Source organism: Bacillus sp. EB106-02-03-XG38, from assembly GCF_058792175.1.
Genome location: NZ_JBYTED010000004.1, coordinates 134,661 through 142,209, shown reverse-complemented (window position 1 = coordinate 142,209; position 7,549 = coordinate 134,661). Strand labels below are relative to the sequence as shown.

The 7,549-nt window shown below is 36.6% G+C and carries 8 protein-coding genes; 3 read left to right on the top strand and 5 right to left on the bottom strand.

Features of this window, described 5'->3' with window-relative positions; genetic code table 11:
* From AC3WTI_RS19485 to AC3WTI_RS19475, 3 genes are all read left to right on the top strand, one after another.
* On the top strand, nucleotides 1-1,027 hold a 1,027-nt coding region (locus tag AC3WTI_RS19485; protein WP_492304388.1), incomplete at its 5' end, for an MSCRAMM family protein.
* A gap of 494 nt (nucleotides 1,028-1,521) precedes the next feature.
* On the top strand, nucleotides 1,522-2,922 hold the full coding sequence (locus tag AC3WTI_RS19480) for a M28 family metallopeptidase (protein WP_098904120.1): 1,401 nt from the start codon (nucleotides 1,522-1,524) through the stop codon (nucleotides 2,920-2,922).
* 147 nt (nucleotides 2,923-3,069) lie between these two features.
* On the top strand, nucleotides 3,070-3,444 hold the full coding sequence (locus AC3WTI_RS19475; protein WP_087959152.1) for a hypothetical protein: 375 nt from the start codon (nucleotides 3,070-3,072) through the stop codon (nucleotides 3,442-3,444).
* 26 nt (nucleotides 3,445-3,470) lie between these two features.
* Here the strand turns inward: AC3WTI_RS19475 and AC3WTI_RS19470 are convergent, their stop codons facing one another.
* From AC3WTI_RS19470 to AC3WTI_RS19450, 5 genes are all read right to left on the bottom strand, one after another.
* On the bottom strand, nucleotides 3,471-4,142 hold the full coding sequence (locus tag AC3WTI_RS19470) for an anti-sigma factor (protein ID WP_087959151.1): 672 nt from the start codon (nucleotides 4,140-4,142) through the stop codon (nucleotides 3,471-3,473).
* On the bottom strand, nucleotides 4,126-4,440 hold the full coding sequence (locus AC3WTI_RS19465; protein ID WP_087959150.1) for an anti-sigma factor: 315 nt from the start codon (nucleotides 4,438-4,440) through the stop codon (nucleotides 4,126-4,128). Before AC3WTI_RS19465 ends, AC3WTI_RS19470 begins: the two co-directional genes overlap by 17 nt.
* Complete coding sequence (locus AC3WTI_RS19460; protein WP_087959149.1) at nucleotides 4,427-4,954, bottom strand: RNA polymerase sigma factor; 528 nt, start codon at nucleotides 4,952-4,954, stop codon at nucleotides 4,427-4,429. The genes AC3WTI_RS19465 and AC3WTI_RS19460 overlap by 14 nt, the downstream gene beginning before the upstream one ends.
* 274 nt (nucleotides 4,955-5,228) lie before the next feature.
* Nucleotides 5,229-6,899, bottom strand: a complete 1,671-nt coding sequence (gene argS, locus AC3WTI_RS19455; protein ID WP_001086455.1) for an arginine--tRNA ligase — start codon at nucleotides 6,897-6,899, stop codon at nucleotides 5,229-5,231.
* The gene (locus AC3WTI_RS19450; RefSeq protein ID WP_000744345.1) at nucleotides 6,899-7,336 is read right to left on the bottom strand and encodes a YwiB family protein; all 438 of its coding nucleotides are present in this window, start codon (nucleotides 7,334-7,336) and stop codon (nucleotides 6,899-6,901) included. The genes argS and AC3WTI_RS19450 overlap by 1 nt, the downstream gene beginning before the upstream one ends.
* Nucleotides 7,337-7,549: the final 213 nt, after the last annotated feature.

The following is a 7,549-nucleotide window of genomic DNA, read 5'->3' as shown; positions in this document are numbered from 1 at the left end:
TACTGATAAAGATGGAAAAATTTCTGTTTCTGATTTACGTCCAGGAGACTATCAATTCGTTGAAACGAAAGCTCCTACTCATTACGAATTAAATCAAAACCCTATCAAGTTTACTGTTGAAAAGAGTCAAACGGCTCTAGCTTCTGTTACTGCTAAAAATAGCTTAACGAAAGGCGCTGTTGAATTAACTAAAGTCGACGACGTTGACAACTCTACTCTTGAAGGAGCTGTCTTTAAAATTGTTGATATGAGCGGCAATGATGTTCGTTCTGACTTAACTACTGATAAAGATGGAAAAATTTCTGTTTCTGATTTACGTCCAGGAGACTATCAATTCGTTGAAACGAAAGCTCCTACTGGATACGATTTAAGCGCTAAGCCAATTCCTTTCACAATTACGAAAGGACAATCTCAAGTTACTTCTGTTACAGCTCTAAATAGTTTAACAACAGGTTCAATGGAGTTAACTAAAGTTGATATGGATGACCATAGAACACTTGAAGGTGCCATTTTCAATATTTTAGATCAAGACGGAAAAGTAGTAAGAGAAGGTTTAAAAACAGACGAGCATGGCAAATTAATCGTAAATGATTTGAAACCTGGTAATTATCAATTAGTGGAAACAAAGGCTCCTGAGGGCTATCAATTAGATGCATCACCAATAAACTTTACAATTGAAAAAGCTCAAGCTACACCACTACAAATTACAGTTTCAAATAAAAAAATCGATTCTTCATCAGGTGGAGATGATAAACCAATTACTCCTCCTAATAAAGAAGAGGAAACAGGGAAAGAAACTTCTGAAGAACTAGAAAAGGGAAATCCTGAAACACATGGTAAAGGAACTTCTGAAGAGCTAGAAAAAGAAAAACCTGAAACACAAATAAACAAACAGCAAGATGACCAAAATAAAGGGAAAGAACTTCCAAATACAGGTCACAAAAATGATCCTACTCAAACAGTAGGTATCGTACTTCTACTAGCTGGATTGTTAAGTATTTTAGCTACAAAACGAAAAAAATATTAGTAATAATTTTTCACACCCAATCAAGTGAACATTTGATTGGGTGTTTTTTTATACAAAAAAGAACGATACATAGAGTATCGTTCTTTTAACGGGGTGAGGCTGTCCAAAAGTACGGAAAACCTTTGAACAGCCTCGTATTTTCATATGGATGCCTTACATATATCACTGATAATAAGTATGAAATGCGGAAACATATTTATCATCACATGATTCAAACATGAGAAAAGAAGCCCTACAGTGGATTCTTTTCTCTACATAATCTAAAGTTTGGGTACACTAGATTCATGCAATGTAGGAGCTTTCCAAGTAGAAAGCCAACCTTCATTTAAAATGATAGCATACATATCTCCATCAAAAATATGCAAATATGCATATAGCGTTTTTTTATTTCTCAATGTCAGAATATTGAAAATAAATGAAGATGACGGTAAAATAAAGTCGTTATCCGTCTTCTTTTGTCAGTCAGAGAGAATAGAAGAATAGGAGAGGAAAAAATGAAAAAATCTTTGAAACAAAAAATAGTAAGCTCTTTGCTTGCTGTATCACTCGCTGTTAGCTTAGCTCCAATTGAACAAGCCAAAGCTGATTCCACGTCAGAAATCACACAGACTTCACCTATCACAAAACAGGTTGATGCAAGCCGCGCCATCGAACACATCCGTTTCTTATCCGAAACAATTGGTCCTCGCCCTGGTGGGACAAAATCAGAAGAATGGGCTTCTCGCTACGTTGGTATGCAACTGAAATCAATGGGCTATGAAGTAGAATATCAACCATTTCAAGTGCCGGATCAATACGTTGGATTTATTGAATCACCATTATCTACAAAGCGTAATTGGCAAGCTGGCGCTGCCCCTAACGCACTAATTTCTACAGAATCTGTTACAGCTCCTCTTATCTTTGTTCAAGGTGGGACAAAATTAGAGGATATCCCAAATGAAGTAAACGGAAAAATTGTTCTATTTGAAAGAGGAACAACAGTTGCAGACTATAATAAACAAGTCGAAAATGCTGTTAGTAAAGGAGCAAAAGGTGTCCTTTTATACAGTTTAATTGGCGGACGCGGAAATTATGGACAAACGTTCAATCCCCGCCTAACGAAAAAGCAATCTATCCCTGTCTTTGGCCTTGCTTATGCACAAGGAAATGCATTTAAAGAAGAAATCGCTAAAAAAGGGACAACTCTTCTTTCCCTAAAAGCGAGACATGAATCTAATTTAACATCACTAAATGTCATCGCTAAAAAGAAACCAAAAAATAGTACAGGTAATGAAAAAGCTGTCGTTGTAAGTTCGCACTATGATAGCGTCGTTGGAGCACCTGGAGCAAACGATAATGCTTCTGGTACAGGATTAGTATTAGAGTTAGCTCGTGCTTTTCAAAATGTAGAAACTGACAAAGAAATTCGCTTTATTGCTTTCGGTTCTGAGGAGACTGGCTTACTTGGCTCCGATTATTATGTTAATAGTCTCTCCCAAAAAGAACGCGATCAAATTTTAGGTGTCTTTAACGCAGACATGGTTGCAACAAATTACGATAAAGCAAAGAATTTATATGCTATGACGCCTAATGGTTCTCCAAACCTTGTAACAGACGCGGCTTTACAAGCAGGTAAACAATTAAATAATGACCTCGTACTGCAAGGGAAATTCGGCTCTAGTGATCACGTACCTTTTGCTGAAGTTGGTATTCCTGCCGCCCTATTTATTTGGATGGGTGTCGATAGTTGGAATCCATTAATCTATCATATCGAAAAGGTATATCACACACCTCAAGATAACGTATTTGAGAATATTTCACCTGAACGTATGAAAATGGCACTAGAAGTTATCGGGACAGGAGTTTATAATACCCTTCAAAAACCTGTTTCTCAAACTGAACAGAAAGCTGCTTAATTATTTAAAAGACCACTGATAAAAATCAGTGGTCTTTTATTGAGAAAATACATATATGCATAAAAGCATATTTCCTCCTACTCATTATCATATACAATATTAACTGTAACAAAAATGATTACAACTAATAAGGAGGCTTTTTCTACTATGAAAAAAATGATTTTAGCCGGTGCGTTAACTTTAGCAGGAATTACTGGTGCTACTGCGTTTATTCCTGAAACAAAGGTCGCTGCTGCCACTCAAGAACAAAGCTTTACAAAATTTTATTCTTTGCAAACTGGAAGTAGTTCTGAACAAGAACCTGTTTTCCTTCAAAAGGGACAAGAGTTAACAATTCAACCTAACAGCAAAACTCCTAGTTACAGCGTTTATGACTCAAATCATAAACTTATTGGCCGTTATTCTGATGGTTACGGCAGAATTTTCACTGCAAAAACAGCTGGAAATATGTATGTTCAATTTCATGCACCTTACGTTTACTATAGTCCTGTTAGTTTTTCTGTTACGTATACTATCCAATAGAAAAGAGGCCCTTTACAAGGCCTCTTTTATTTCTCTTTCCAATCTACTTTTACAAAACCTTCTTTTACTTTCACACCACTTATATTCAATGTATACTTTTGATTCGCTTTTAAAGTAGCTGTAAAAGTACCTTTTTTCGATTCACATACTTCTTTTAATTCCTCTATTTTTTCACCTTGTACCTCATAGAGACTAAAACATAAATTACCACGTTTCGCATCTGTTTCATAAGAGAACGTTACTGTCGTATCTTTATCATACTGCAAGGTAATGTCTTTTCCCGCTATATCCCATGATGAAAACTCCGCTTCATAACTTGTCTCTGCTTGCTCCTCATTTTCTAAATATATATCTCCAGCTCTCCACGCGTCATCTAACGTTTGCACAAAAGTAAAACCACTAAGTAATACAAACATTGTACTTGCCAATATCGCGACTAATGTTAATTTTTGTTTTTTCATACTAGTCACCTTATGTTCTCCGTCTACTTTCTTTTTGTTTCTTCTTAACATATATATCAATACTCCAATAAAGAATGGTACTATAATTGCCACAACACCCCACCACTTACTTATTCCATGCGCTTTCGCGTCAGTATACACCCATGATGCAACACATATTAAAAGTAATATACAAGCCAATAACATGATAATCCCAGCCGTTTCAAATGTAGTAATTGAATTAACGAATTCCTTCATATAATTTATACTCCTTCTTTAAAAATGACTGTATAACAACATATATCGGAATGTATAGGTGCATCACTATAACAATTGCTATTATGATAGGTATTTTATTATCTAAATGTACAACAAATTGTTCTAGGGCAACTGTTAATAACACAATCCAAATAACATGTATAAAAACAAACCATCTCTTCTCTAATTTCCGAGCCTTCCGTACACCATTTTTCGTATTGTTTAGCAGCTCTGCACTAGGAATCATCTCTCCCGCTAAGCTACTTTTTATCTTCTGATCAAACCTATCTTCCGTCATAAATGAATCCCTCCAAATATTCCCGCATTTGCTTCTTCGCATAATTAAGACGGTATTTCACCGTACCAATCGGTATATTTAATATTTCACTCATTTCTTTATAAGAGTATTGTTCATAATAGTAGAGTACGAGCACGGTTTTATATTTTTCATTCAATAACTGTATAACTTCCCGTATCATTTCCGCTTCCACTTTTTGAATAAACTCTTCTGATATATTCACTTCATCTGCGAAATCTATTTCTCCACCATCCTCTTTATGAAACAAATCCAATACGCGATCTTTCCACCTTTTCTTCTTATGATAAAAGTCATAAAATGTCCGAATACAAATTGTAGTAATCCATTTTTTATAATTTTCTATGTAAGAAAGTTGGTGCCTAGAGGAAAAAACTTTTATCCAAGTCTCTTGAAAAATATCTTCTGCATCTTCTTTCGTTTTCGCTAATTTATAGCATAAGGAATATATTTGCTGCTTATATATATCAATTAATTCTTCTACTTTTTCTTCCATTGGAAACCTCCTGTCATTTATATAAGACGACGCAAATTCCCCTTTTGTTTGATAAAATTTTATTTTTCTATTATCTCCATAAAAAAAAAGCAATCACAACATCGTGTGATTGCCTTTTACTGAAAGCGAAAGTCGGCTCCGCTTTTCTTTATTGTCCAGCTCCAGCGGCTAGAATACTCGGTGGCTTCGCGCCTTCCTCCGAGGCAAAGTACGCCTCTCTGTCAGGAGCTCCATCCCCCTCCTATTCTAAACAAGCCGCTTCCGCTTTTCCTAATTACATTTTTTCTGGTGCAGATACTCCTACGATTGCTAATGCGTTTTGAAGTGTAGTGCGTACTGCTTTCATTAACTCATAGCGAGCTTTACTTAATTCTAAGTTATCTTGGTTTAATACTTTTTCTGCATTGTAGAAGCTGTGTAATGCTGCTGCTAATTCAAATGCATAGTTTGTAATGCGGTGTGGTAGACGTTTTTGTGCTGCATCCGCAACTACTGCTGGGAATTCACCAAGTTTTTTCAGTAACTCTACTTCTTTCTCAGAAGTAACAAGTTTGTAGTTCACATCTCCGCCTGTAGCTAATCCTAACTCTTCACCTTGACGAAGGATACTGCATACACGAGCATGTGCATATTGTGCATAGTATACTGGGTTTTCATTAGATTTTGATACAGCTAAATCCATATCGAAATCTAAATGAGAATCACCGCTACGCATTGCGAAGAAGTAACGCATTGCGTCCACGCCTACTTCTTCCATAAGCTCACGAAGTGTAACTGCTTTACCTGTACGCTTACTCATCTTCATTTTTTCACCATTTTGATACAGTTGTACCATTTGGATGATTTCTACTTCAAGTGTTTCTTTATCGTAACCTAGCGCTTGGATAGCAGCTTTCATACGAGGAATGTAACCGTGGTGGTCAGCACCCCAAATGTTGATTAACTTATCGAAACCACGCTCTAATTTATCACGGTGGTACGCGATATCCGGCGTTAAGTATGTGTAAGAACCATCGTTTTTAATTAATACACGGTTTTTATCGTCGCCGTAAGTCATTGAACGGAACCAAGTTGCTCCATCTTCTTCAAAGATCTCATCGCGCTCTTTTAATACTGCAAGAGCTTGATCGATTTTTCCGTTTTTGTATAATGATGTTTCTGAGAACCATACATCAAATTTAACACGGAAGCTTTCTAAGTCTTTTTGAAGTTTTGCTAACTCATATTTTAGACCGTACTCACGGTAGAATTCATAGCTTTCTTTTTCATCAGCTTTCGCATAACGATCGCCAAACTCTTCAGCTAAACGTTTACCGATTCCAATGATGTCCGCACCATGGTATCCGTCTTCTGGCATTTCTTTCTCTAATCCTAAAGCTTGCATGTAACGAGCTTCAACTGAAAGAGCTAAGTTATGAATTTGGTTACCAGCGTCATTGATGTAGTACTCACGAGATACATCGTATCCTGCTTTTGCTAATAGGTTACATAAAGTGTCACCTACTGCTGCACCACGTGCATGCCCTAAGTGAAGATCACCTGTTGGATTCGCAGATACGAACTCAACTTGTACTTTTTCACCTTTACCAGTATTCGTTTCACCGTAAGCTTCACCAGCATTAACGATTGTTGGGATTAAGTCTGTTAAGTAGCTATTATCCATGTAGAAGTTAATGAAACCAGGACCTGCGATTTCAATTTTTTCAATAGAAGCTTTTGCTTTATCGAAGTTTGCAACTAATTCTTCTGCAATCATACGAGGTGCTTTTTTCGCAACGCGTGCAAGTTGCATTGCCATATTTGTAGAGAAGTCACCATTTGTTTTATCTTTTGGAGATTCTAATACAACGTTTGGAATCTGCTCTTCTGTAGCTAATTCTGCCTTTAATACAGCAGCTTGAATTTCTTCTTTAATCAATCCTTTTACTTGTTCTAAAGAATTCATTATTTTGCCTCCTTCAAATTAAGTGTAATTGTATATCTGCCAGCTTCTTGTTCACTTAGAAGCAATGCGTACGTTAAGAAAAGTTGTCCTTTTTTCTTTTCATCCGACCATTTAAAAAGAACGTTATCAGTTTTCGTTTGCAATGCAAACGTACCAAGTTCACTCGTGTACGTACCAGTTGTCCATTCACCTTTCACATGCGTCTGACGCATAGAAACAGCTCCTGAACGCATAATGAGAACTTGTTCATCTTGAATTTTAATAATTGTTTTCACTTCGCCTTGTTCGTTCGGCTCTTGGAATGTTACGTATGTACCTTGACCTTTTACATAGTATTGACCATTTGCTTCAAAAGCAACGGTTTCCTTTCTCGCCCCTTCACGGATTTCTGTTACGAAATGAACGTGTACCGGCAAGCCTGCAAGTTGTTTCTTCACGTCTTGCACACCTTTCAAATGTTATAGATATTAAATACTACTTATAATAAAGTGAAACTTTAATCAGTGGGGTTTTCTTCATCCCCCGCTGATTATTAGTTGAACCAATCGGACTTTTATGGGCAGTTGATCCCCCACCTAAATTCTTTGCTTTGCTGAATTTTGAGGTGGGGGTCTTACTGCCCATTAAAGTGGGATAAATCACTTTTCCTA